Raw genomic sequence first — 23,120 nt, 5'->3', positions numbered from 1 at the left:
TCTGGATAAGTCGCTCTGAACGCTTTCCTACTTACCAAAGGTGTACCTGCCAGGACACTCATCAGAGCCTGCAGATCTTCAAAGCAGGGGAGTGCCCCCACGCAAACAGGGGGTTTCAGCCTGGGGACCGCTATCGGGACCTGAGCGGCGTCCGGGCCTAGTCCGGTGTGGCTGTGGGGGTCCGAAAGTGGGTGCGGAGATCCGTAAGCGGGTGCGGAGCCGCTGGGGGAGTGCGTCTTGGGCCAGCCGGTTGACGTCCGGTACGCCGAGCCGGCGATTCCCCACGCAGGCGGAACACCATATCCGCACATGCGGTGACCGGCGCGGTTCCCTGAGTCCCCTCATCATTCGTTATCCATTTATATCCACTTATATAAAATGATCTGGATATTGCGCTAGGATGGGTGGCATGGACAGTGCCTCAAACCCGTACTCACCAGGAGCCGGACGCCGGCCTTTCGAGCTGGCCGGCAGAACAGCCTTGATCAACGATTTTGGCCTCCTGATTTCGCGTGCGGCTGCGGGGCGTACGGACCGGGGGATAGTGCTGCACGGTTTGCACGGAGTGGGAAAGACCGTGCTGCTCACTGAGTTCCGGCGGCGGGCGGAAGATGCCGGTTTCCTCGTGGTTTCTCTCGAGGGAAGGGATGCCGAAGGCGGTCCCAAAGCCATCCGTGCCAAGCTCGCCAGAGGGCTGCTGCAGGCGGGGCGCAAGGCCAATTCCCGCAGGGCAACACCGGCCCTCGCAGCTGCGCTGGGAACCATCGCCTCATTTGCTGCCGGGCTGCAGGTCAGCGGGATCGATGTTGGGGTAGGGGCACGGCACGGGCGGGGCGACTCGGGGGCCTTCGCCGTCGACCTGGAAGAAACAGTGGAGGACACTGCCGTTGCCCTGGCTGAACGGAAATCGGCACTGATCCTGGTAGTGGATGAAATGCAGAACCTGGACGCGGGCCTGTTGTCGGCTTTGCTCGGCGCGCAGCACCAGGCCAGCCAGCGGGACTGGCCTTTCTATCTGGTGGCAGCCGGCCTGCCGAACCTTCCGTCAGTCCTGAACCAGTCCCAGCGGTATGCCGAAGGATTGTTCACCTATCGCCGGGTTGGTGCATTGGACCGTGAAGACTCGGCCACTGCCCTCACTGCGCCGGCAGCTGAACAGGGCGTCTCCTACGATCCGGAGGCACTGGATCTGCTGCTCAATGCGGCCGGCGGATATCCGTATTTCCTGCAGGAGTATGGTTCGGCTGCTTGGGAGTCAGCGCCGCACCAGCGGATCAGCCCTGATGATGCCAGGGTGGCAGTCGAAATTGGCCGGGCACAGCTGGACCAGGGCTTCTTTCCCCTGCGCTGGCGCAGGTCGACCAAGGCCGAGCGGGAGTTCCTGAGGCTCATGGCGGTGGACGGGGAAGGCGGTTCCGGGACGGCAACGCTGGCAGCCCGGGCAGGAAAGAAAATGACGTCCATGACCATGACCCGGGGATCACTCATACGCAAGGGCATCATCTATGCGCCCTCACTGGGTCAGGTCTCTTTTACTGTGCCGGGAATGGCAGACTACGTGCGGCGGGTTACTGCTTAGCCGTGATGCCTGCAGGCCGCGCCTTTGGGTGCAGGCAGCCGTTTCAGTAAGCTGGAGGTTTTGGGGCGGACCCCGGTTTTGTCCGCACCACGCTCGGCACCGAAGGACGGCACGCTATTTCTTCCTCATCCATGAATCCCTTTCGCCGCTCGTTGGCTGCAGGCGCCTTGTCTGTGGGGCTTATCCTGAGCGGCTGCGCAGGAGAACCTTCACCGTCCGAAGGGACAGGCGCTCCGGACATTCCGGCGGTCAGCCTGCAGCAGGCAGGTGCTCTGCGGGGCGTGTTTGACGGGGGAGCCGGCCCGGCTTCATTGGCCGCCAGCAGTGCCTTCTATGCCTCCAGTCCTGCTGTGGTGGTCCTGGGAGCGGGTGCCCCTGCCGCCGCGGGGCAGGCTTCCGCCGCAGCAGTGGGACTGGGCGTTCCGCTGCTGGTGGTCGAACCGGGGAATGAACAGCAGGTTGCCGATGAACTGGAGCGGTTGGAGGCTGAATCGGTGGTCCTCTACGGGGCACCGGAAGGGGAGTGGGCTGCCGCCCTGGGAGAGCGGACAGAAATCCCCGGCCCCGCAGACGCCGCTGGATTCCGGTCGTTGCTGGGCCTCGAGGCAGTCCCCGCCGAAGCGGCGCCGCTGGTTGCCGCTGTTGCAGCCATGGACCGCGGTGCGCAGCTTCCGGTTCCCGGCCTGGAGGCGGCAGTACCGAAAGAAACCACTGCTTCGAATACAGCTTCCGCGGACCAGCAGGACAACGGCCCGGTTCAGGAGCTGCCGGAGTTTGAGGCAGCCGGCGCCGGGACGGATGCTATTGTGCTGGCAACGGAGGACCCGGCGTCGGCGGCGGCAGTTGCCACGGCACGTGCCGCAGGTGCCGAGGTGCGAATGGTGGAGACCGCGGATCCCCGTGCGGACCCGGGCGTCATCGAGGTTTTGCGCAGCCACCGCGACGGCGGAATCTACGCTGCCGGCAACGGCTTCGGCGGCGCAGAGACCTTCGCCGCGCACAGCGACGTGGCACTGAATGCGCCGGAGCTGCCAGGCGGCGGACAGACGGTGTTCCCCGGCAGGCGGATGGTGGCGCTCTACGGGCATCCCAGCGGCGGCAGTCTGGGAGTCCTGGGGGAGCAGGGGCTGGAGGAATCCATCCGGCTGGCCCGGGAAACCGCAGCGCAATACCAGCCCTACAGTGATGAACCCGTGGTGCCTGCCCTCGAAATCATCACGACCGTTGCCAGTTCCGAGCCCGGTGCCGACGGTGATTTCTCCGAGGAAACCGCCGTGGACGTCCTGCTCCCGTGGATCGAAGCCGCCCGTGACGCCGGCGTCTACGTGATCCTTGATCTGCAGCCGGGCCACAGCACGTTCCTCAACCAGGCCCTCCGGTATGAAGAACTGCTGAAGTTCCCGCATGTGGGCCTGGCCTTGGACTCCGAGTGGCGGCTTGCCCCGGGGCAGCGTCATCTGGAACAGATCGGATCCGTGGATGCCGCGGAGGTCAATGAGGTGTCCGCCTGGCTCGCAGACCTGACGCGGGAGAATGTCCTGCCGCAAAAGCTCTTCATGCTGCACCAGTTCAACTTATCGATGATCCGCAATCGGGATCAGCTCGAGGTCAGCCACAGCGAACTGGCGGTCAGCCTTCACGCTGACGGGCATGGAACACCGGGCCAGAAGCTGGACACCTGGAATGCGCTGCGGAACGGGCTGCAGCCTGAGATCTGGCCGGGATGGAAGAACTTTTACGACGAGGACACTCCTACCCTGACTCCGGAGCAGACCTTCACGCAGATCGATCCCAAGCCCTGGTTCATCTCCTACCAGTAGGGAACTAGTAGCCCTGCGCGTCCAGCAGGGCGTCCTCTTCATCTTCCTGGGTGCTGCCGCGCTGCCTGCGCGGACGGCGGGGGCGGCTCGGGGCGGGGTGGGCGGCGATCATTTCGTCGTCGTCCTCCTCTTCCCACTCATCTTCATCGCCGTAGCGCAGGTTCAGCGCTTCCTGGCGGGCGGCATAGCCGAGCCCGACAAACAGCATGACACCGAACGCGAACCACTGCATGGCGTAGGAAAGATGCGGGCCCTCATCCACTGACGGCTTGGGGGCAGCTTCCGGAACGATGTCGGGGCGCGGGTCCTCGCTGGCCATCAGGCCATAGGCTCCCTGCTCCAGTTCGTACCCCACTTCATCCTGGTACTGGGTCAAATTGATGGACGCCAGCTGCCCTTCGGGAGCACCTCGGCTCACGTCCGGTTCAGCGGGCTTGATGCGCGCGACGACGGTTACCTCGCCGCCGGGAGCAGCCGGCACGGCGTCGGGCTTGCCCGCTTCGTCATTGCCGATCGGCAGCCAGCCGCGGTTGATCACCACCGCGGTGCCGTCGGAGAGTTTCAGCGGAACCACCACTTCGTATCCGGCGCGTCCGCTGAGCGGCCGGTTCCGGACAATGCGCTGGTTTTCTGTGTCATAGACCCCGGTCATGGAAACCGGCAGCCATTCTTTGGCCGGGTCATAATCCTCGAAGAGGCCGGCGGCGTCCTCGAACGGCACCGGGGCGGCGTCGTAGTTGTTGACCACGTTGCCGATGTCTTCCCGGATGGCGTCGCGCCGGTCAAGCTGCCACATCCCCAGGGATGAACATGCCACGGAGAGCAGGGCGGTCAGGGCAAACCAGCCCAGCCAGCGGCCGGAGAGGAGGAAACGGTACATCTAGTCGGTCCTGCTTCCGGTGTCCGTGGGAGCAGGTGCATCGGCCAGGGGCAGTGTCTGCTTCCAGAGGTCGCGGGTCTGCAGGTAGTCCTCGAGCCAGCCGCGGTGATCGCTGCATGCGAGCCAGATCTTCCGCCGTTCCGGGGTATGGATCCGCGGGTTGTTCCACAGCAGCTGCCACTGGGCGGCCTCACGGCACCCCTTCCGGGAGCAGACGGCGGGAGAGCCGGCGCCGGGATCCGATGGTGCGGCTCCGGGCCGGACAGCCCCGGTGGTCCGGGCCAGTTGGTCAAGAAGGTTCATGCTGAAGGTGGTGCCTTATCGTCGTGGGGGTCAGCAGGAGGCTCGTCGTCGGCGAGCTCGCCGTGCAGCACTGCGGTTTCGGGAGAGTCATTCGGATCGGGCTCGCCGGGTTGCCGGACGCGGGGTGCTTCTATTGCGGGCGAGGGGAGCGCATCGATCATGGACTCAGATGCGGTCATGTTGCGCGTATCGGATCCTCCGTTCGCAATGATCACGGCGAAATACGGAAGGACGACGGCGCCGGCGATTACCACCCACAGCATCCACCCGTGGACGACAAATAAGAGGAACAGGCAGACCAGCCGGATGCCCATGGACACCGAATACTTGATCATGCGTGCGCGCATCTCATCGGTGTGCGCCGTGCGGGCGTCTGTGATCCGGGGGATCTGACCGCCGCGGCTGGATTCCTTGTTCATCACTCTCCCAAACAGATTGTCCCATTGTCGCACCCGTAGCTGTGATGTTGAAGTCGGAACCAGCCCGGCTAGGATCGATTCCTGTCACCCCCACACTCTCAGCGGAGGAATATCTGTGCAGAACAACACCCAGCCGTCCACCGGCCGCAGCGTCCTGGTTACCGGCGGAAACCGCGGAATCGGGCTGGCCATAGCCCAGGCATTCGTTGCCAACGGCGACCAGGTGGCGATCACCTACCGCAGCGGAGACGTGCCGGAGGGCATGCTCGGCGTCAAGGCGGATGTGACCGACATGGCATCGGTGGATGCCGCATTCTCCGAGGTCGAAGCAGCGCACGGGCCCGTGGAAGTGCTGGTGGCCAATGCCGGCATCACCCGCGACACCCTGCTCCTGCGGATGAGCGAGGACGATTTCACCGACGTCGTGGACACCAACCTCACCGGGGCATTCCGGGTCATCAAGCGGGCGTCCAAGGGCATGATCAAGCTGCGCCGCGGGCGGGTTGTCCTGATCTCTTCCGTGGTGGGGCTGTACGGCTCGCCCGGCCAGATCAACTACGCGGCTTCCAAATCCGGTCTGATCGGCATTGCCCGGTCGCTGACCAGGGAGCTGGGCTCCCGGAACATCACCGCCAACGTGGTGGCACCGGGGTTCATCAACACTGACATGACCCGGGCTCTGCCCGAGGACACGCAGAAGAACTATCTCTCCTCCATCCCGGCCAACCGGTTCGCTGAACCCGAAGAGGTTGCCGGTGTGGTGCGCTGGATTGCCAGCCCCGAAGCCGCCTACATTTCCGGCGCTGTCATCCCCGTTGACGGAGGTCTGGGAATGGGTCACTAAAGCTCCGGCCGGGATTCCTTGGAGGTTTCCACCACTTCGCGGATCGCCGCCGGCTGGCAGGATGGGAGAAGTTGCGCATCATCTTTGTTCAGTTTCGACAAAACCTCTCACAAAGGAGCACCCATGGGCCTGCTGGACGGCAAAGCCGCCATCGTCACCGGATCCTCACGCGGCATCGGAGCGGAGGTGGCCAAGTACCTGGCCGCCGAAGGGGCCGGCGTGGTGGTCAACTACCGCCAGAAGGCCCCCCGGGCCAATAAGGTTGTCACCGGTATTGAAAACGACGGCGGCCGCGCCGTCGCCGTTGGCGCCGATCTGACTTCCCCCGAGGGCCCGGCCGCCCTGGTTGCCGCCGCCACGGAGAACTTCGGCGGCCTGGACGTGCTGGTGCTGAACGCCTCCGGCGGAATGGAAACCGGCGTTGAGGAGGACTACGCGCTGAAGCTCAACCGCGACGCGCAGGTCAACATGCTCAACGCCGCCCTGGACGTCATGCCCGCGGGATCCCGCGTGGTTTTCGTCACCAGCCACCAGGCGCACTTCATTAACTCCGTTCCCACCATGCCCGAATACGAGCCGGTGGCCCGCAGCAAGCGCGCAGGCGAGGACGCCCTGCGCGAGCTTCTGCCGCAGCTCGAGGAGAAGGGCATCACCCTGGTGGTGGTCTCCGGGGACATGATCGAAGGGACCGTAACCGCCACCCTCCTGGACCGCGCCAACCCCGGAGCGATTGAGGCACGCCGGGTGGAAGCCGGCCGGCTCTACTCTGTGCAGGAGTTCGGCGCCGAGGTGGCCCGCATGGCCACAGCGGACGTGCCCTCGGGACACACCGAATACGTGGGCGGCGCCGACTACCTCGGCGCCGGCCAAGTGTCCTAGCTTTCCCGGGTTCCGGGCAAGAAGAGAGCTCCTAGAGCTTTACAAAGTGCTGCACCACGTCCAGATTGGGCAGGTTCAGCACGGCATCCGCGGCGGCCTGCACTGCCGGTTTGGCGTTGAACGCCACTCCCAGTGCGGCCGCCGCCAGCATGTCCAGGTCATTGGCGCCGTCACCCACCGCAATGGTGTGGCGCTGTTCAATGCCCAGTGCCGCTGCCCAGGTGCGCAGGGACTCGGCCTTGACCGCGCGGTCCACCACGGCGCCTTCCACGGTGCCGGTCAGCACGCCGTCGGCAATGCCCAGAAGGTTGGCTTTGGCGCAGGTCAGCTGCAGGCGTTCGGCCAGCGGGTCAAGGACCTGGCTGAAGCCTCCCGACACCACGGCCACCGCGTGTCCGGCAGCCAGGAATTCCTTGACCAGCGCCTCCGCACCGTCGGACAGCTCAATGCGGGCGCCCACTTCCGAGATGACGGACTCCGGCAGCCCCGCCAGCGCCCTGACACGCTGATGCAGGCTCTGGGCGAAGTCCAGTTCTCCGCGCATCGCCGCTTCAGTGACGGCGGCAACCTCGGCTTCGCGGCCCGCGTGGGCGGCCAGCAGCTCGATAACTTCCTGCTTGATCAGGGTGGAATCCACGTCCATGACCAGCAGCTTCCGCGCCGGCTCCAGCAGGGATGAGGGCACGACGGCGCTGGCGGCCCCCTGCGCATCAGCGCCAAGTACCGCTGCGGCTGCGGTGACCGCCATCCGCAAAGTTTCGATACTGCCGTCGTACTCCACCAGCAGCTTGGTGACGGCATAACCGTCCCCCGGGGCATTCTCCAGTTCCAGGATGCGGCCGCCAGCTACACCTACGGCACGCTGAACGGCAGCGAGATAGGCGTCACCCAGTTCCCGACCGTAGCTGACAACACTGTATTCGGGAGCGGCACTGTTTTCTGGGGAGTTGGGAGCGGGCATTGCGTATCCGTTTCTGCAGGCGGGGCTGGAACTGCGGGGCACGCGTTTAGCCATCGGCCCTTTCTTTAGCCTAATGTCTAGTGCTATGAGTGATGTTCTTGAATTTGCTGCCGTAAGTGTCGTCCGCGGCGGCAAGACCCTGTTGGATGCAGTTGACTGGCAGGTCAAGGAGGGGGAGCGCTGGGTCATCATGGGCCCCAACGGCGCCGGCAAGACCACTCTGCTGCAGATCGCCGGCGGACGCATGCACCCCACCCGCGGTGTCGCCGGAATCCTTGAGGAAGTCCTCGGAACCGTTGATGTCTTTGAACTCCGGCCCCGGATCGGCCTGGCATCAGCCGCCCTTGCGAACCAGATCCCGGAACACGAAACCGTCCTCAACGTGGTGCTGACCGCCTCCTACGGCATGACCGGCCGGTGGCGGGAGAAGTACGAAAAGCTGGACGAGCGCCGGGCCTTCCGCCTGCTCCATGACTGGGGCATGTCCACCTTCATGAACCGTAATTTTTCCTCCCTGAGCGAGGGGGAACGCAAGCGCGTGCAGATTGCCCGCGCCCTGATGACCGATCCCGAACTCCTGCTGCTGGACGAGCCGGCTGCCGGGCTGGACCTCGCCGGCCGGGAAGACCTGGTTGCACGGCTGTCCGAGCTGGCCGCAGATGAAGAGGCGCCGGCCATGGTGCTTGTGACCCACCACCTTGAAGAGGTGCCCCCGGGTTTCACCCACGCGCTGCTGCTGCGCGACGGCGGCGTTGTGGCCTCGGGTCCCATCGGGGATGTCTTCACCGAGACGAATCTCAGCACCGCCTTTGATTTGCCGCTGAACGTGCAGCACGACGGCGGCCGCTGGTCCGCCACCGCCCGCCGCTGACCTTCGCACAGCACGCACCTTTTTTGTGGACATTTTTCATGATGCCGTAGTCTTCGTTGCCGGTTTGTGGGCGGGGACGATCAATGCCGTGGTCGGGTCGGGAACGCTCGTCACCTTTCCCGTGCTGGTGGCGCTGGGTTATGCCCCGGTTGCCGCCACCATTTCCAACGCGATGGGACTCATCGCCGGAAACATTGCAGGTTCCTGGGGCTACCGCCGGGAACTGGCCGGACTCAAGTCCATCCTCCTGAAGCTCCTGCCCGCCTCAGTGCTGGGAGGAATCACTGGAGCTGCGCTGCTGCTGCACCTGCCGGAGAGTGTCTTCGGCACCGTGGCGCCCTACCTGATCGTGGTGGCGCTGCTGTTTGTCATCTTCCAGCCGAAACTGCAGTCCTGGGTCCGCCGGCGGGCGGATGCCTCACCAACCGCGCAACAGCCCAGGCGCCAGAGCATCATCCTGGTCATCCTGATCTACTTGGCGGGCGTGTACGGCGGCTACTTCGTGGCGGCGCAGGGAATCCTGCTGGTGGGCATCCTGGGCATCTTCCTGCGCGGCAGCATCCAGAACGCCAACGCCATGAAGAACATCCTGGTCCTTGGCGTGAACATTGTTGCTGCCGTCTCCTATCTGCTGTTTGCCTTCGACCGGATCGTGTGGCCCGTAGTGGGGCTCATTGCGGTGGGTTCGCTGATTGGCGGGTTCCTGGGAGCTGCCGTCGGCCGCAGGCTGTCCCCGGTGGTGCTGCGGACCGTCATCGTGCTGCTGGGTCTGCTCGCCTTGTGGAATATGGTGTTCTAAGTGACCCTTCACTATCTGAAATCAGCAGCCGATCCGCGTGTGGCCGACTACACCGGCCTCACCGACACCGCCCTGCGCCGCCGCCGGGAACCTGAAGAAGGCATGTATATTGCCGAATCCTCCAAGGTGCTTCGCCGGGCACTGGACGCAGGACACCGGCCGCGCTCCTTTTTCCTCGCCGAGAAGTGGATTCCGGACCTCCAGGACCTCCTGGACCGGTACCCCGAGGTGCCTGCCTACGTGGGAACCGCGGACGTCCTGGAGGAAATCACCGGGTTCCATCTGCATCGCGGTGCACTGGCAGCCATGGAACGGCCGGCGCCGCTGGAGCTGGAGCCCCTGCTGGCGGGAGCCCGCCGGGTGGCTGTGCTGGAAGACATTGTGGACCACACCAACATCGGGGCGATCTTCCGGTCTGCCGCGGCGCTGGGCGTGGACGCCGTACTGGTCAGCCCCCGCTGCGCGGACCCGCTGTACCGGCGGGCAATCCGGGTCAGCATGGGGACCGTGTTCCAGGTGCCGTGGGTGCGCCTGACACAGTGGCCCGGCCAGTTGGAAGTCCTCCGGAAGGCCGGTTTCGTCACTGCTGCGCTGGCGCTGGCTGAGGACTCCCTGACCCTGGACGAGCTCAGCTCGCGCCGCGATGAGCGCCTCGCCCTGGTGCTTGGAACCGAAGGGGACGGCCTCGCCGCGGGGACCCTTTCCGCCGTGGACCTTACCGTCCGCATTCCGATGAGCGGGGGCGTGGATTCCCTGAACGTCGCCGCCGCCAGCGCCGTGGCCTTCTGGGAATGCCGGGCCCGGCCCCAGCGGTAAGATTTTTGGTCCGTTCCGCACGCTTTGGCTCCTACTCTTACCCTCTGCCGTTGATGGTGGAACACTGGGCGGTGTTCACAACCCAGGAAGGGCTCTTGTATGAAGAGCGGACCCTTGCAGGACCCCGGCAGCCGGGCGGGCTTAGGCCTGCCTGCCGCTGTCCGGGCGTCTCGTCCGGGCGCTGTCGTGTTCCTGGTGGCTGCTGCATTGACCGTCACGGCATGCGGGCCTACCGCGGATCAGGCACGGGCCAGGGAAGTGGTGTCAGCCTCGCCCGCTGCTCCCGTGCCAACTCAGAGCCGCACCGCTGCGCCCGCGCCCGTCATGACCGAGACCCCCGCCGCAGCGCCCACCCCGGAGCCGCTCAAAGTGGGGGTTGCCGGCAGCCAAGTCGGCATGTCCCAGCCGGTCCAGGATGCCTGCCAGTTTCTGCTGCGTCGTGATGAGGCACGGATGCCTGCCGGTGAAGCAGGAGATTGTGTGCGGGCGGCTATGACTGCCGGCGGGGGTGGAACCCAAACCCTCACGACGTCGTCGAGCTGGATACCGCAGGGGACGCACACCGTGGACTTCACCACGGCGCCGGAGTTCTCCCTCACCCTGGAGAGCCCGGACACGGGCCTGGTGGTCACGTCGGGAGCCGGCGGAGGAAGCGTGGACACCGGCGGCGGCAGTGTCAGCGCCAAGGCAACGGGAACACCCGAGGAGGCCTATGCGGCGGTGCTGGCCCACGCTGCGGAGCTCACCGTGAATCCGGACCGCGTCGCCGAAATGCTTGACGGCACCGAATCCGTCGAGGTGGATTACGCTGCTGTCCTTGACGGCGCGGTCCGCACCAAAATCAGCGGCTACCGTTCTGTGGACCCTGCCTCGGATGACATGATGCCCACCGCGGTAACGCTGTGGCTTGACGACTGGTACCGCCCGGTGCGGTTTGAACTCACCGGGCAGACCCGCGGCATCGCTTCAAGCATCACCGCGGTCAACAGCGCCTGGGCGTCGTAGGCACCGCCCGCCCGCAGGCTTTAACCCGCAGCCCCGAATGCGGTATGCTGAATTGCTGATCCCTGTACATGCGCTTCGTTGTGCAGTGCGGGGGCATTCCAAGCTTTCAACCACCAGTGCCTGGCAAAATCCAGGCACCAAAAGAAGGTAATACATTGAAGTCTGATATCCACCCCAAGTACGGCCCGGTTGTTTTCCGCGATCTCGCGTCCGACACCTCGTTCCTGACCAACTCCACGGCTACGTCCGCCAAGACGATCGAGTGGGAAGACGGCAACACCTACCCCCTCATCGAGGTGGAAATCTCCTCCGCGTCGCACCCGTTCTACACGGGCAAGCAGCGCATCATGGACTCCGCCGGCCGTGTCGAGCGCTTCAACGCACGCTTCAAGGGCTTCGGCGGCAAGAAGTAATTCGTTCGTAACGAACAGCACAGGTTCTAGACTGAGAAGACCCGCCCGGCATTTCCGGGCGGGTCTTTTTACATGCGGAGAAGGAAACCCAAATGAGCAGCAGGGAACAGGACAGCGGCCGACTGCACGGAGAGTTCAAGGTAGTTGGCGGAAAACTCGTGGTGGTGGACCTGGAGGTCCGTGACGGAAAACTGGCAGACGTCTCGCTCAGCGGGGACTTCTTCCTGGAACCCGATGATGCTCTGGCCGACATCAATGCGGCTTTGGAAGGACTCCCGGCTGACGCAACCGGAGCAGATATTGCCGCAGCGGTCCGGGCAAACCTTCCCGCCGAAGCGGTCCTGTTTGGCTTCTCCCCGGAGGCCATCGCCACCGCCGTCCGCCGGGCCCTGGCCAAGGCCACGGGCTGGAATGATCATCAGTGGGAAATCATCGGCCCCACACCGCTGCCCACCGCCATGCACGTGGCCATGGACGAGGTGCTGGCCGAAGAAGTGGGATCCGGAAAACGGAACCCCACGCTGCGGTTCTGGGAATGGGAGACGCCGTCCGTGGTGATCGGCAGCTTCCAGTCGCTGCGCAACGAAGTGGATCCGCAGGGCGCCCGGAAGCACGGGGTAACGGTGGTTCGCCGCATTTCCGGCGGCGGGGCCATGTTCATGGAACACGGCAATGCCATCACCTATTCGATCTATGTTCCGCAGTCCCTGGTGGACGGACTCAGCTTTGCCGAGTCCTATCCCTTCCTGGACGCCTGGGTGATGGAATCGCTGGAAAAACTTGGCATCAAGGCCTGGTATCAGCCGCTCAATGACATCGCCACGGATCAGGGCAAGATAGGCGGGGCAGCCCAGAAGCGCTTCAGCAGCGGCGGCATGCTGCACCACGTGACCATGTCCTATGACATCGATGCCGACAAGATGCTTGAAGTCCTGCGGATCGGCAAGGAAAAACTGTCTGACAAGGGCACCACCAGTGCCAAGAAACGGGTTGACCCGCTCCGCCGCCAGACCGGACTGACCCGGGAGGAGATCATCAAGACGATGATGGAGACCTTCACCGCGCGCTACGGTGCTGTGCCGGCCGGCATCACCGACGAGGAGATGGCCCTCGCCGAGAAGAAGGTTGCTGACAAGTTCGGCACGGATGAATGGCTCAACCGCGTTCCCTGACCAGCTTGCGGTCATCGTGCCGGTGGACTCACCGGCACGATGATGCTGCTGTCGCCGATGCTGTCCCTGCCCTAGACTGCCGAGCATGGAAAAAAAGTCTCTCACCGCATTGGCGCGGAACCAGCTGCAGATTGCCGGCGAAGCTTCCAGCGGCCGCAGCGCCCAGACCGTTTACGGCGGACATGAACACGTGCTTCGGCAAACAATCATCGCCCTGAACGCCGGATTTGTTCTGGACGAGCACGATAATCCCGGTGAAGCGACCATTCACGTGCTCAAAGGGCGTGTTCGGCTGCTCGCCGAAGGTCACTCCTGGGAAGGATCCGCCGGGGACCTGTTGATAGTGCCCCAGGCACGGCACTCCCTGGAGGCGGTGGAAGACTCAGCGGTGCTGCTGACCGTAGCCAAGCTGGACCGCTGAGCCCTCTGCCGCCTGCCTGTCTATCTGCCGGCGGCCTGGGCCCGCAGCGCCCGCAGCAACTGGTCCTGCTGCTCGATAATGATCCGGCGCAGGGCAGCCGGTGCCTGAGGGTTGGCTTCGAGCCAGTCCATGCTCGCCACCAGGACAGGATGATCGGCGGGAACCATGTGCTCAGGCAAATCCTGCGCCCCGGGGAAGAGACCGGTAACCACCCGGCTGGCCTGCCCGATGCTGCGTGAGCTCCAGACCAGGGTGAGGGAAGCAAAGTAATCCGCGGAGAAGGCGGACAGCATCTCAATGCTGCCGATTGTGAATCCCTCAATGGTGGCCGAGAGCAGCTGGTTGGACAGCTCGTCTGAATGCACGGCGTCCTGCCAGGCGGCTGCCTTGACCGCGGGCTCGGGGAAGGCGGCCGCCGCAGTGGTGTAGCCCACCCGGCCCGATGCCGTGGTGTCCCGCTCCAGTTCCGCTTCCAGCTCAGCGCGGGTGGCATTTGAGGTGGCGGCCAGCGCCTGCCACAGCAGCCATCGCAGGTCCGAGTCCACAGTGAGGCCCGGTACGGTGGCCGTTCCCTGCAGGAGGCCGCGCAGCAGCTCCGTGTGGGCGTCGCTGTGGCGGCCCAGCATGGCGGCGTTGCGGGCCCAGACCAGCTGGCGGTCGCTTCCGGGCTCCGCCTGCTGAAGCTGGTCAACCACCAGCGAGTAGAGCACGTCGCGCAGGTCGCTGCGGTCCTCTGCCGGGGCATACCGCTCCACGGCGAACCGGGAGTTGTCCAAGAGGACCTGCAGCACACCGGAGCCCGTCTCGGCCGGGGCGGCATGCACGATGAGCCGAAGATAGTCGCGGGCACTGATAATCCCGTCCCGGACGCCGTTCCACAGGGCAGAGAAGCACACCGCGCGGGCCAGCGGGTCAGGGATCCGGCCCAGGTTCTGCATCAGGACCTGCAGCGAATCGGAGTCGAAACGGACCTTGGCGTAGGTGAGGTCCTCGTCATTGAGCAGCAGCAGTGCGGGCCGCGGCTTGCCCAGAAGCTCGGGTACCACGGTACGGGGACCGTCGACGTCGATTTCCACGCTCCCGGTGCGCACCAGCGCACCCGCAGCATCCGGGTTATACAGACCAATCCGCAGGCGGTGCGGCCGCGGAACCTGTTCCCCGCTGACGGGATCGGGTGCGTTCTGGACGATCGTGAGGGAAGTGATGACGCCGTCGTCGTCCGTTTCCACCTCCGTGGTCAGCAGCGGCACCCCTGCCGTCTGCAGCCACCGCCGCGACCAGGCACCCATGTCGCGGCCTGAAGCAACAGTCAGGGCACTGAGCAGGTCCGAGAGTGTGGTGTTGCCGTAGGCATGGTCACGGAAGTAGCCGCGCGCTGCATTGATAAACGCATCGAAGCCCACGTAGGCCACCAGCTGCTTGAGGACGGAGGCACCCTTGGCATACGTGATGCCGTCGAAGTTCTGCTTGGCCGCTTCCAAGTCGGTGATGTCCGCGACGATTGGGTGCGTGGTGGGCAGCTGGTCCTGGGTGTACGCCCAGGCCTTGCGCCGGTTGGCGAAACTGACCCACGAGTTGGTAAACCCGGTTGCCTGGTCCACGGCCAGGGCGCCCATGTAATCGGCGAAGGACTCCTTCAGCCACAGGTCGTCCCACCACTTCATGGTCACCAGGTCACCGAACCACATGTGCGCCATCTCGTGCAGGATGGTGTTGGCCCGCGCCTCGTACTGCGCTTCGGTGGCTTTGGACCGGAAGACGTATGACTCCGTGAACGTCACCAGGCCGGGGTTCTCCATGGCACCGAGGTTGTACTCGGGGACGAAGGCCTGATCGTACTTGCCGAACGGGTAGGGGTAGGCAAACAGCTCGTGGAAGTACGCCAGCCCCTGTTTGGTGATCTCGAAGATGTTCTGCGGGTCAAAATGTTCGGCCAGTGAGGACCGGCAGTAGGCGCCCAGGGGAATGTCGAGGACGGAACCGTCCGGCAGGGTGGTGGACCAGGCGTCCTCTGCTTTGAAGTACGGTCCGGCCAGGACCGTGGTGATGTAGGTGGAAATGCGCTGGGTGGGGGCAAAATCCCAGCGGCTGAAGCCGCCGTCGAGCTCCGTGCGGTTGGTTTCCACACCGTTCGAAGCAACTTCCCAGGCCGACGGCGCAGTGACGTGGAACGTGAACCTGCCCTTGAGGTCCGGCTGCTCGAAGTTGGCGAACACCCGCCGGGCGTCGGCCGGCTCGTACTGCGTGTACAGATAGGTGCGGCCGTCGGCCGGATCCGTGAACCGGTGCATCCCTTCACCGCTGCGGCTGTACAGGGCGGTGCCCTCCACCGTGACCGTGTTTTCGAGCTCCAGTCCCGGCAGGTGGACACGGGTGCCGTCGACGGCAGAGTCCAGCGGCAGTTCCCGGCCGTTCAGGACAACCGAGTGGACACCACCGTGGATGAAGTCCAGGAAGGTGGCGGCCCCCGGCTCGGCGCAGCGGAAGGTAACGGTGCTGCGGGAGCGGAAGCCCCCGGTTTCCGGATCTTCCGCGCTGCTCAGGTCAAGATCGACATCGTAGGCGTCAACGGATATGAGGGCTGAGCGGGCGGCGGCTTCGTCACGACGCAGATTTTGGTTCGACACATGTTCATTCAATCACTTCCCGTCCTTTGCTGTGGGCCGGCCCTGCGGTCCCGGCGTTCCGGCCGCCTGACATCCGGTCCATGACGGCGAAGAAGGACAGTGAGGCCAGCAGGATGAAGTATGGCGTGTAGAGGTACAGGAAGCGGGCCCGGCCTTCTGACAGGAGCAGGAACACAAGCAGCCCAAGCAGTGCAATGCGCAGTGCAGAGACCTCCGGCAGCATAAGGGTTGGCGTGCGGAGGAACAGGGGCACCGCCACCAGCCCCAGGACGATGAACCACGTTCCCTGCCACAGCGCAAAGAGCCATGGAAAACCCGGATTCCCGTAACCGAAGACGTCCTGGATGCTCCGGTCAGCGGGGTTGTCGGACACAAAATCGTCGCCGTCCAGGACTCCTTCGCCCCAGGCAAAGAAGGAGCCGTCCCCGGTGATCCACAACAGCTTGTTGTTGAGGAATGAAACATAGCCGCCCGGGCCCATGGCGGCGACCCGATCCGCATAGGCGTCCAGCCCGTGCTGGAACTTCTCGCGCGGATCACCCGCGGATGCGGTGCTGCGGACGTCGGCTTCGTTGTAGCTCCCGTACAGAGGGCCGTATTTCCCCGGCACAAGGTGCGCCCCCACCTTCAGGAAGTGGGTGGGCGGAAGGGCGTTCGGGTTGGCTTCAACATCGAAGCCCACGGCCGTTCCCTGCTGCTCAACGGCGGTAATGAGCCGGTGCCCGGCAAAGAAGCTGCCGGCCACCACTGCAGCGCCGAGGAGGAGGATGCCGGCCCCGCGATCCCGGCCGCGCAGTGCCGGGGAACAGGCAGCAGTGATACCGGCTGCCAGCAGACAGATGAGCACGGTCGGCTTGATCCCGTAGCCGACGGCGCCGGCCGTCCCGGCGAGGACCCACAGCGGTATTCGTACTGCAAGGCGCCGGGCCCGCTGCGCGGCCAGCAGCAGGCACAGAATGAGGACGGGAAACAACAGCCCTGCGGTGTCTGAGTAGAAGACACCCAGCCACGGGGAGAGCAGAACAAAGATGGTGGAGGGCAGCAGCGTAAAGGCGGCAACGGCTCGCCCGCCGAGCATGCGCGCCGCCGCATACGTCAGTGCGATTCCGGCGAAGAGGACGACGGCGTTCAAAAAGGCGGCAGCCATTTCCAAGTTGGTGACGCCGAGGGAGGTGACGAGGCTGAACCAGGACGCCAGCAGCAGGGTCAGTAGGATGTTGTTGGGATTCAGTGAAAAGTAGCCGGAATCAATGCTCTCCCGCGTCCCCAGGGCCAAACCGGCAGCCGAGGTGTAAATGGCGCGGGCATCCCAATCGGCGGGCAGCCGCACGGCATAGGCCAGCCGAACCTGCAGGGCGAATAGCCCCGCCCACAGCGCTGCCGACGCCAGTCTGGACAACAGCCGGTGCCGAAGCAGGGCCGGCTGGAGAGTCCGCAGGGCAAAGTACAGTCCGGTCATGAGCAGAAGCACTGCTCCGGCGGCGGCGAGCGCCCACGGTGTTTTGTACTGGAAGAACCCGTAGTGCGGAAACATGAGGTTGCCCGCCAGGCACCAGAGGATTATTGCGCAGAACGCCAGTCCGGCCGCTGCCGGAAGCAAGCCGTAGCTCAGGCTCTTGATGCTGCCGGTGGCGGTGATACCCCTCATGGATACCCCCCTAGGCCAACCTCATCCTGCGCAGCTGCGGAATCAACTGATGGAAACAGTAAGGGGAACCGGAGACAGGCGGCAAGGCTCTGCGCTTGCCGCGGGGTCACGGGGCAAGGATCACGGCGAGACCAAGCCCCAGGGCACCGATGAGGAACCAGGAGGCGAGCGCCGCTGAGAGTGCCCTGGCACCGGAGGCAAACAGCGCCCGGAAGCGGACCGCCGCACCCAGCGCAAACAGCGCCGCCGCAAACAGGATCTCCTGGGCCAGCGCAGCCGCCTCCAGGACGCCCTCCGGAACCACACCCGTGGTGCGCAGGACAATCAGTGCCAGGAACCCGGCGACAAACAGGGGAAGCAGGGGAGGGCGCTTTCCGGGCCTGTCATCCGTTCCCTCCGTGTCCGGGCGCCGAATGAGCCCCGCCGCGGCGGTCAGCGGTGCCAGCAGGACCACGCGGGCGAGCTTGACGACGACGGCGGCCGCGAGTGCCGACGTGCCGGCGGTCTGGGCTGTGGCCACCACCTGTCCAACGTCGTGGACGGAAGCGCCGGCCCAGATGCCGAAGGTCTCGGCAGACAGGCTCATCAGCGTTCCCAGCAGCGGCAGGACCCCGATGGCCAGTGTTCCGCACAGCGTGACCAGTGCTATCGGCACCACGGTGTCCTCCGGTCTCACCCTGCGGGCAGCAGCCACGGCTCCGATGGCGGACACCCCGCAGATGGAGAAACCAGAGGCGATCAGCAGCGGCTCCGCGCCCGGCAGGCGGAAAGCCCGGCAAACCGCATACGTGCCGGCAAAGGCCGCCCCCACCAGTGCAACGATCAGGAGCAGCGCGGCCCAGCCAAGGCCCGCAATGTCCACCAGCGACACTTTGAGCCCCAGCAGCACGATGCCCGTGCGCATAAACTTCCGTGCGGCCAGGGACAGTCCCGGTTTGAGCGGCCCCGCCACCGCTGAGGACACGCCGGGCAGGTTGGCGGCCACCAGCCCGAGTACCACAGCTGCGGTCAGTACCGGCAGCCCGGGAAGAACCAGATGCACCAGGTATGCCGGGACAACGGCGGCGGCAGCAATCAGGACTCCGGGCAGGACGGTTGTCCGGGCAGCAGAGGAGGCTGCAGGGGAAGGGGAGGCATTCACGGTTCCACCCTGCCGCAGAAGACGGTGCCGGCCAAACGGTGCCGGCAGCCGGTGGTGTTTGGCCGGCCCCGGGGCAGCTAACAGTGATGGGGGATTCCCGCCTGTGTGGCCTTTGTTACAGTGAAATACACCCCCTAGTTTTAGAGGCAACACATGGCTGACCAGCAACAAACAGCAGAACACCCCTGGACGCGGACACCCGAACAGGCGGCAGCGGAGCTGGAGGTCTCGCCGGCCGAAGGTCTCACCGTCGAGGAGGTCCGGCAGCGTCGGCTCCGTTACGGGCCCAATGAGCTGGCGGCAGGCCAGAGAATTCCCGCCTGGCAGAAAATCCTTAGGCTGTTGGCGGACCGGCTGATTCTGGTCCTGATTGCCGCAGCGGTGATCAGCGCCGTCGTCTCCCGGGAATGGGAAACACCGGTGGTCATCCTGGTGGTCATTGCCCTGAACACCACCCTGAACTACGTCCAGGAGCAGCGCGCGGAGAACAGCCTGGAAGCGCTGCGCAGCACGTCGGTCTCCATTGCCACCGTCCGCCGGGGCGGCGTTCCGGTGGATGTCCCGCGCACCGAACTGGTGCCCGGCGACGTGGTGCTCCTGGAGGCAGGGGACACGGTCCCTGCCGACGGGCGGCTTCTGGAGGCAGTTCGCCTGCAGGTGGCGGAAGCAGCGCTGACCGGTGAATCCCAGCCGGTCAACAAGTCCGCCGCGGTCCTGTCCGATCCGGAGCTGCCGGTGGCCGACCGCACCAACATGCTGTACATGGACACCGACATCAGCCGGGGCCGGGCTGTGCTGCTCGTTACCGGGACGGGAATGAACACCCAAATCGGACGGATCGCGCATCTGCTCGGTTCCACGGCCGAAGAAAAGACCACCCTTCAGCGCAGCATTGACCAGCTGGCACGGCTGCTGACCTATGTGGCGCTGATTGTGGTGGCGGTGGTGTTCGTCCTGGGCCTGCTGCGCGGTGACAGCTGGCAAACCCTGTTCCTGACTGCGGTCTCGCTGGCGGTGGCGACCATCCCCGAGGGGCTGACCGCCGTCGTCGCCTTCACCCTGGCGATGGGCGCCTCCCGCCTGGCTGCGCGGGGAGCCATCATCAAGCAGCTGTCGGCTGTGGAGACCCTGGGCAGCACCTCCCAAATCTGCACTGACAAGACCGGAACCCTGACCCTGAACGAGATGACGGTGCGGTCCCTGTATACGGCCTCCGGCCGCACGTTCCGGGTCTCCGGCTCCGGGTATTCCACGGAAGGCGCGGTGCTTAGCGCCGACGGGCGTCCGGCGCCGGCATTGTCGGTGGCTTTCCTTGGCTTCGCGCTGTGCAATGACGCCTCAGTGCGCGACGGCGTACTCACCGGTGATCCCACTGAAGGGGCGCTGGTGGTCCTGGCAGAGAAGGGAGGCATCGACGCCGAAGGGGCGCGTGCATCGCATCCCCGCATCGCGGAGGTTCCCTTTGATTCGGACTATAAGTTCATGGCCACGTTCAATCGGCGGCCGGCGGATGAGGAAGCCGGGCATGGTCCGGGACCGGCCCACGACGTTTTCTGTTACGCCAAGGGGGCACCCGGGGTGCTCCTGGAACGATCACAGTTCGTGGCCACTGCCGACGGCAGGCGTCCGCTCCTGCCCGAGGACCGCCGGCGCATCAGCGACGAAGTCACAGCTTTCGCTGAACGGGGTCTGCGCACCATGGCTGTTGCCGGACGGCCGGTGGACGAGCCTCTGCCGGCGGATCCGGACGAGCTCCGGGACAGCGTGGCCGACCTGACCCTTTATGCAGTGGTGGGCATCATGGACCCGCCGCGCAGCGAGGCCGCCGAAGCCATTGCGCGTGCCCACGAGGCGGGAATCAGCGTGCACATGATCACGGGGGACCACCTGATCACCGCCTCGGCGATCGCGCGTGACCTGGGCATCGGCGGAGAAGCCGTGTCAGGTTCCGCACTGGACAAGCTCGACGACAAGCAGCTTGAACAGCGCGCTCCGGGATACGGGGTGCTGGCGCGTGTGTCTCCGGAGCATAAGATCCGGATGGTCCAGGCGTTGCAGGCCGACGGTGCCGTGGTTGCCATGACCGGTGACGGCGTGAACGACGCCCCTGCGCTCAAACGCGCGGACATCGGTATTGCCATGGGCATCACGGGGACCGATGTGTCCAAGGGCGCGGCGAAGATGATCCTGACGGATGACAACTTCGCCACCATTGTGGCCGCGGTGCAGGAGGGCCGGGGGATCTATGCCAACATCATCAAGTTCGTCCGGTTCCAGCTCACCACCGCTTGGGGGTTCGTGCTCATCTTCCTGGCGGCCGCAGCCTTTTCGCTGGCCGGCGGAGCGCCCTTCACGGCGCTGCAAATCCTTTGGGTCAACATCATCATGGACGGACCGCCCGCCCTGGCCCTGGGCGTGGATCCGGCAGATCCGGATCTCATGAAGCAACGGCCCAGGCCTGCCCGGGAGCCGCTGCTGACCGGACGGCGGATCCTGCAGATCCTGACCATGGGTCTGGTCATGGCCGCGGGCACCTGCACCGTCCTGTACCTGGCCCCGCAGATGTACCCGGAGAGCGCGGGGGATCCGCTCTTCGCCACCACGCTGGCCTTCACGACGTTCGTGTTCTACCAGGCGTTCAACCTGCTCAACGTAAGGTCAGCGAACGGAAGCGTGTTCGCCTGGCAAACCTTCACCAACCGGGCCATCTGGGTGTCGCTGGCCGGCGTCGTCGTCCTGCAGGTCCTGGTGGTCCAGCTGGGGGTGCTGCAGGGGCTCTTCGACACCACGGGTCTCACCTCGGGGCAGTGGTTCCTGGCAGTTGGCGTGGGTTCCACCGTGCTGTGGATCTCGGAGATCCGGAAGGCGATCTCCCGCTTCCGGGAACGGGAGAGCCTTCCGGCGTAGTTCGGCCTACCAGGGCGAGGGCTTGTAGTCCTTCAGGAAAACACCGTACTGGTCCTCGCCTGCCTCACCCATGACAATCGGGTCATACACGCGGGCCGCACCGTCCACGAGGTCCAGGGGAGCGTGGAAGCCCTCCTCGGCCAGGCGCACCTTGGTGGGATGCGGACGCTCATCGGTAATCCAGCCGGTGTCCACGGCGGTCATCAGGATGCCGTCCGTTTCCAGCATTTCCCCGGCGCTGGTGCGTGTGAGCATGTTCAGTGAGGCCTTGGCCATGTTGGTGTGCGGATGGCCCGGACCCTTGTAGCGGCGGCTGAACTGGCCTTCCATGGCGGAGACGTTGACGATGTACTTGCGGCGTGCGGGGGATGCTGCCATCGCCGGACGCAGCCGGTTGACCAGCAGGAACGGGGCAGTGACGTTGCAGAGCTGGACTTCCAGCATTTCCAGCGGTTCCACCTGGTCCACCACCTGGGTCCAGGAGTTGATCGGCGCGGTGTCCGGGACCAGGCCGCCGGCGTCAATTGCCGTTCCGGCGTTCAGTTTCTCCAGCGAGGAGGAGCCCGCGGTCAGCGCCAGTGACGTGACGGCGTCGCCGGCCAGCACCGGATGCTCGGCAATCGATCCGGCAAGGGCGGTGGGGTGCGCGTTGTAGGTGTTCCCGAAGGTGACCAGCTCCGGCATAACGGCGGATTCCGGCAGTGCCTCGAGCTCAGCGTCCATCAGCGGCTGGTAGGCGTTGGAGGACCGGCGCACCGTCTGGGCGGCGTTGTTGATCAGGATGTCCAGGGGGCCGGCGTCGGCCACGGATTCGGCCAGCGAGATGACCTGCGCCGGATCACGCAGGTCAATGCCCACGATCTTCAGCCGGTGCAGCCAGTCCGCCGAGTCTTCCATGGCAGCGAAACGCCGTGCGGCGTCCTTCGGGAACCGGGTGGTAATGGTGGTGTGCGCACCGTCGCGCAGCAGCCGCAGGGCGATGTACATGCCGATCTTGGCACGGCCCCCGGTCAGGAGGGCGCGTTTGCCGGTCAGATCGGTGGTGGCGTCGCGCTTGGCGTGGCTGAAGGCGGCGCACTCCGGGCAGAGCTGGTGGTAGAAAGCGTCCACCACGGTGTAGGGCTGCTTGCAGATGTAGCAGTTGCGGGGCTTGAGCAGCGTGCCGGCAGACGGGCCGTGGGCCGAGGTCTTCAGCTGGGCGCCGCGGGTCTCGTCGTCGATCCGGTCGGAGGCGCCGGTGGCCGTCAGGGCGACAACAGCGCGGTCCGCCTCTGCGACGGCGCTGCGCTTCTCCAGCTTCTTGTGCTTCTTGACGGACTTGAACATCTTGGCGGTGGCGCGTCGGACGGCAACGTAGTCCGGATCTTCCTCATCCAGGACATGGATGGAGGACAGGACCCGCAGGCAGGCGGCAAGGTCTTCGGGGCTCAGGTCGGGGGTGCTCATGAGAATCGTTTCTGCTGTGAATCGGCGCCGGCGGTGGACACGGCGAAGGCATACGTGATGCCATCCGACCTTACAACGAAACGCCGCGGCACCCCGTATCGGGGGTGCCGCGGCGGTCGAACATCACAACGTGCGAGCCCGTCTGCGTCCGGCTGTCCGGACGGACCTA

Annotated in this window: 20 protein-coding genes; 12 read left to right on the top strand and 8 right to left on the bottom strand. The window is 65.2% G+C overall.

The features are described from left to right. Positions 1 to 409: 409 nt before the first annotated feature. Both CXQ89_RS09745 and CXQ89_RS09740 read left to right on the top strand, forming a co-directional pair. Positions 410 to 1,579, top strand: coding sequence for an ATP-binding protein (locus CXQ89_RS09745; RefSeq protein WP_104161110.1), 1,170 nt, complete (start codon positions 410 to 412; stop codon positions 1,577 to 1,579). 131 nt (positions 1,580 to 1,710) lie between these two features. Next, on the top strand, positions 1,711 to 3,399 hold the full coding sequence (locus CXQ89_RS09740) for a hypothetical protein (RefSeq protein ID WP_104161109.1): 1,689 nt from the start codon (positions 1,711 to 1,713) through the stop codon (positions 3,397 to 3,399). A 4-nt stretch (positions 3,400 to 3,403) separates the two neighbouring features. Here CXQ89_RS09740 and CXQ89_RS09735 read toward each other — a convergent pair whose 3' ends face one another. Genes CXQ89_RS09735 through CXQ89_RS09725 form a run of 3 tightly spaced genes read right to left on the bottom strand, consistent with a single transcriptional unit; the run spans position 3,404 to position 5,001 of the window. Then, the gene (locus CXQ89_RS09735; protein WP_104054214.1) at positions 3,404 to 4,279 is read right to left on the bottom strand and encodes an SURF1 family protein; all 876 of its coding nucleotides are present in this window, start codon (positions 4,277 to 4,279) and stop codon (positions 3,404 to 3,406) included. Then, on the bottom strand, positions 4,280 to 4,582 hold the full coding sequence (locus CXQ89_RS09730) for a hypothetical protein (RefSeq protein WP_104161108.1): 303 nt from the start codon (positions 4,580 to 4,582) through the stop codon (positions 4,280 to 4,282). Next, positions 4,579 to 5,001: a DUF3099 domain-containing protein gene (locus CXQ89_RS09725; protein ID WP_237685161.1), complete on the bottom strand. Its 423-nt coding sequence runs from the start codon at positions 4,999 to 5,001 to the stop codon at positions 4,579 to 4,581. Before CXQ89_RS09725 ends, CXQ89_RS09730 begins: the two co-directional genes overlap by 4 nt. A 115-nt stretch (positions 5,002 to 5,116) precedes the next feature. On the opposite strand from CXQ89_RS09725, the gene CXQ89_RS09720 reads away from it, so the two are divergent. Next, positions 5,117 to 5,845 (top strand): beta-ketoacyl-ACP reductase, encoded by a 729-nt coding sequence (locus CXQ89_RS09720; RefSeq protein WP_104161107.1) that lies wholly within the window; start codon positions 5,117 to 5,119, stop codon positions 5,843 to 5,845. Positions 5,846 to 5,968: 123 nt separating this feature from the next. Next, complete coding sequence (locus CXQ89_RS09715) at positions 5,969 to 6,724, top strand: SDR family oxidoreductase (protein WP_104054217.1); 756 nt, start codon at positions 5,969 to 5,971, stop codon at positions 6,722 to 6,724. A gap of 31 nt (positions 6,725 to 6,755) precedes the next feature. Here CXQ89_RS09715 and serB read toward each other — a convergent pair whose 3' ends face one another. Continuing rightward, on the bottom strand, positions 6,756 to 7,685 hold the full coding sequence (gene serB / locus CXQ89_RS09710) for a phosphoserine phosphatase SerB (RefSeq protein WP_104161106.1): 930 nt from the start codon (positions 7,683 to 7,685) through the stop codon (positions 6,756 to 6,758). A gap of 85 nt (positions 7,686 to 7,770) precedes the next feature. Here serB and CXQ89_RS09705 point away from each other — a divergent pair, with 85 nt between their 5' ends. The 7 genes from CXQ89_RS09705 to CXQ89_RS09675 all read left to right on the top strand — a co-directional run bounded on the left by CXQ89_RS09705 (position 7,771) and on the right by CXQ89_RS09675 (position 13,182). Then, on the top strand, positions 7,771 to 8,556 hold the full coding sequence (locus tag CXQ89_RS09705) for an ABC transporter ATP-binding protein (RefSeq protein ID WP_104054219.1): 786 nt from the start codon (positions 7,771 to 7,773) through the stop codon (positions 8,554 to 8,556). Between the two features lie 25 nt (positions 8,557 to 8,581). Continuing rightward, positions 8,582 to 9,355 carry a sulfite exporter TauE/SafE family protein gene (locus tag CXQ89_RS09700; RefSeq protein WP_104161105.1) on the top strand — a complete coding sequence of 258 codons (774 nt, stop codon included), beginning with the start codon at positions 8,582 to 8,584 and terminating at the stop codon, positions 9,353 to 9,355. Then, positions 9,356 to 10,171, top strand: coding sequence for an RNA methyltransferase (locus CXQ89_RS09695; protein ID WP_104054221.1), 816 nt, complete (start codon positions 9,356 to 9,358; stop codon positions 10,169 to 10,171). A 99-nt stretch (positions 10,172 to 10,270) separates the two neighbouring features. Next, positions 10,271 to 11,176, top strand: a complete 906-nt coding sequence (locus tag CXQ89_RS09690) for a hypothetical protein (protein WP_104161104.1) — start codon at positions 10,271 to 10,273, stop codon at positions 11,174 to 11,176. Positions 11,177 to 11,331: 155 nt separating this feature from the next. Next, the gene (locus CXQ89_RS09685) at positions 11,332 to 11,589 is read left to right on the top strand and encodes a type B 50S ribosomal protein L31 (RefSeq protein WP_104054223.1); all 258 of its coding nucleotides are present in this window, start codon (positions 11,332 to 11,334) and stop codon (positions 11,587 to 11,589) included. 92 nt (positions 11,590 to 11,681) lie between these two features. After that, entirely contained in the window at positions 11,682 to 12,761 is a 1,080-nt protein-coding gene (locus CXQ89_RS09680; RefSeq protein ID WP_104054224.1) for a lipoate--protein ligase family protein, read from the top strand. 85 nt (positions 12,762 to 12,846) lie between these two features. Next, on the top strand, positions 12,847 to 13,182 hold the full coding sequence (locus tag CXQ89_RS09675) for a cupin domain-containing protein (protein ID WP_104054225.1): 336 nt from the start codon (positions 12,847 to 12,849) through the stop codon (positions 13,180 to 13,182). A 20-nt stretch (positions 13,183 to 13,202) separates the two neighbouring features. On the opposite strand, the gene pepN is transcribed toward CXQ89_RS09675, so the two are convergent. The 3 genes from pepN to CXQ89_RS09660 all read right to left on the bottom strand — a co-directional run bounded on the left by pepN (position 13,203) and on the right by CXQ89_RS09660 (position 18,598). Then, positions 13,203 to 15,809 carry an aminopeptidase N gene (gene pepN / locus CXQ89_RS09670; protein WP_104161103.1) on the bottom strand — a complete coding sequence of 869 codons (2,607 nt, stop codon included), beginning with the start codon at positions 15,807 to 15,809 and terminating at the stop codon, positions 13,203 to 13,205. Positions 15,810 to 15,813: 4 nt separating this feature from the next. Continuing rightward, entirely contained in the window at positions 15,814 to 17,457 is a 1,644-nt protein-coding gene (locus tag CXQ89_RS09665; RefSeq protein WP_104161102.1) for a hypothetical protein, read from the bottom strand. A gap of 106 nt (positions 17,458 to 17,563) precedes the next feature. Beyond that, on the bottom strand, positions 17,564 to 18,598 hold the full coding sequence (locus tag CXQ89_RS09660; protein WP_258060019.1) for a YeiH family protein: 1,035 nt from the start codon (positions 18,596 to 18,598) through the stop codon (positions 17,564 to 17,566). Between the two features lie 153 nt (positions 18,599 to 18,751). Here CXQ89_RS09660 and CXQ89_RS09655 point away from each other — a divergent pair, with 153 nt between their 5' ends. Next, positions 18,752 to 21,505, top strand: a complete 2,754-nt coding sequence (locus tag CXQ89_RS09655) for a cation-translocating P-type ATPase (RefSeq protein WP_104161101.1) — start codon at positions 18,752 to 18,754, stop codon at positions 21,503 to 21,505. 6 nt (positions 21,506 to 21,511) lie between these two features. On the opposite strand, the gene CXQ89_RS09650 is transcribed toward CXQ89_RS09655, so the two are convergent. Continuing rightward, positions 21,512 to 22,951, bottom strand: a complete 1,440-nt coding sequence (locus tag CXQ89_RS09650) for an SDR family oxidoreductase (protein WP_104054228.1) — start codon at positions 22,949 to 22,951, stop codon at positions 21,512 to 21,514. Positions 22,952 to 23,120 lie beyond the last annotated feature (169 nt).

Source organism: Arthrobacter sp. ZGTC212, assembly GCF_002929255.1.
GTDB classification, from domain to species: domain Bacteria; phylum Actinomycetota; class Actinomycetes; order Actinomycetales; family Micrococcaceae; genus Arthrobacter_B; species Arthrobacter_B sunyaminii.
This window is presented reverse-complemented; position numbering and strand designations above follow the sequence as displayed.

Bases quoted from the DNA above. Each gene is read 5' to 3' on its own strand.
- CXQ89_RS09745 (WP_104161110.1), top strand. From the start codon at position 410: ATGGACAGTGCCTCAAACCCGTACTCACCAGGAGCCGGACGCCGGCCT.
- CXQ89_RS09740 (WP_104161109.1), top strand. From the start codon at position 1,711: ATGAATCCCTTTCGCCGCTCGTTGGCTGCAGGCGCCTTGTCTGTGGGG.
- CXQ89_RS09735 (WP_104054214.1), bottom strand. From the start codon at position 4,279: ATGTACCGTTTCCTCCTCTCCGGCCGCTGGCTGGGCTGGTTTGCCCTG.
- CXQ89_RS09730 (WP_104161108.1), bottom strand. From the start codon at position 4,582: ATGAACCTTCTTGACCAACTGGCCCGGACCACCGGGGCTGTCCGGCCC.
- CXQ89_RS09725 (WP_237685161.1), bottom strand. From the start codon at position 5,001: ATGAACAAGGAATCCAGCCGCGGCGGTCAGATCCCCCGGATCACAGAC.
- CXQ89_RS09715 (WP_104054217.1), top strand. From the start codon at position 5,969: ATGGGCCTGCTGGACGGCAAAGCCGCCATCGTCACCGGATCCTCACGC.
- serB (WP_104161106.1), bottom strand. From the start codon at position 7,685: ATGCCCGCTCCCAACTCCCCAGAAAACAGTGCCGCTCCCGAATACAGT.
- CXQ89_RS09705 (WP_104054219.1), top strand. From the start codon at position 7,771: ATGAGTGATGTTCTTGAATTTGCTGCCGTAAGTGTCGTCCGCGGCGGC.
- CXQ89_RS09690 (WP_104161104.1), top strand. From the start codon at position 10,271: ATGAAGAGCGGACCCTTGCAGGACCCCGGCAGCCGGGCGGGCTTAGGC.
- CXQ89_RS09680 (WP_104054224.1), top strand. From the start codon at position 11,682: ATGAGCAGCAGGGAACAGGACAGCGGCCGACTGCACGGAGAGTTCAAG.
- CXQ89_RS09675 (WP_104054225.1), top strand. From the start codon at position 12,847: ATGGAAAAAAAGTCTCTCACCGCATTGGCGCGGAACCAGCTGCAGATT.
- CXQ89_RS09665 (WP_104161102.1), bottom strand. From the start codon at position 17,457: ATGAGGGGTATCACCGCCACCGGCAGCATCAAGAGCCTGAGCTACGGC.
- CXQ89_RS09655 (WP_104161101.1), top strand. From the start codon at position 18,752: ATGGCTGACCAGCAACAAACAGCAGAACACCCCTGGACGCGGACACCC.
- CXQ89_RS09650 (WP_104054228.1), bottom strand. From the start codon at position 22,951: ATGAGCACCCCCGACCTGAGCCCCGAAGACCTTGCCGCCTGCCTGCGG.